We start from the raw sequence: 769 nt of genomic DNA, 5'->3' as shown, positions 1-769 counted from the left end.
GGGTTTCCCCATTCGGAAATCCCAGACTCAAAAGACTTTTACTGTCTAATCTGGGCTTATCGCAAGTTAATACGTCCTTCATCGCCTCTGACTGCCAAGGCATCCACCGTGTACGCTTAGTCACTTAACCATACAACCCGAAAGGGTCTTATGTATGGCAACTAACCAAGGTTTTTGGTTGTCATTAAGAAGGGTTAATTCTCAATGACTGTTTGCCGGACTCAATAATGGAACAATGTAAACATTGTTCCGAATACAAGACACTTGAATGTGTTTGTGTGTTTATCAATAAAGATAAACATTGARAACTTTTAAATTTGATTAACTTAATTACAGCCTGGGCYGTTTTGTTTTACTTTTTAAAGTAAAAATAATTAAGCTAATCAGTCAGCTTTCCAAATTGTTAAAGAGCATAAAGCACAAAAGCTTTAATCAATAACCGAAGTCATTCATTAAAGCTCTGCTTTAACTTATCTAAACCTAATCAATCTGTGTGGGTACTCATCGTGAAAATCTTCGTATATAAGGAGGTGATCCAGCCCCAGGTTCCCCTAGGGCTACCTTGTTACGACTTCACCCCAGTCATGAACCACAAAGTGGTRAGCGTCCTCCCCGAAAGGTTARACTACCYACTTCTTTTGCAGCCCACTCCCATGGTGTGACGGGCGGTGTGTACAAGGCCCGGGAACGTATTCACCGTAGCATTCTGATCTACGATTACTAGCGATTCCGACTTCATGGAGTCGAGTTGCAGACTCCAATCCGGACT

The 769-nt window shown here is 41.5% G+C and carries 2 rRNA genes; both read right to left on the bottom strand.

The annotated features are described in order from the left end of the window. Positions 1 to 130, bottom strand: a 23S ribosomal RNA gene (locus tag L4C39_RS20160); the annotation flags it as partial. Between the two features lie 393 nt (positions 131 to 523). Beyond that, positions 524 to 769, bottom strand: a 16S ribosomal RNA gene (locus tag L4C39_RS20155); the annotation flags it as partial.

The organism is Vibrio clamense (assembly GCF_050337905.1).
Lineage (GTDB): Bacteria > Pseudomonadota > Gammaproteobacteria > Enterobacterales > Vibrionaceae > Vibrio > Vibrio cortegadensis.
Note: the sequence above shows the minus strand (reverse complement) of the source record. Positions and strands in the feature narration are given on the sequence as shown.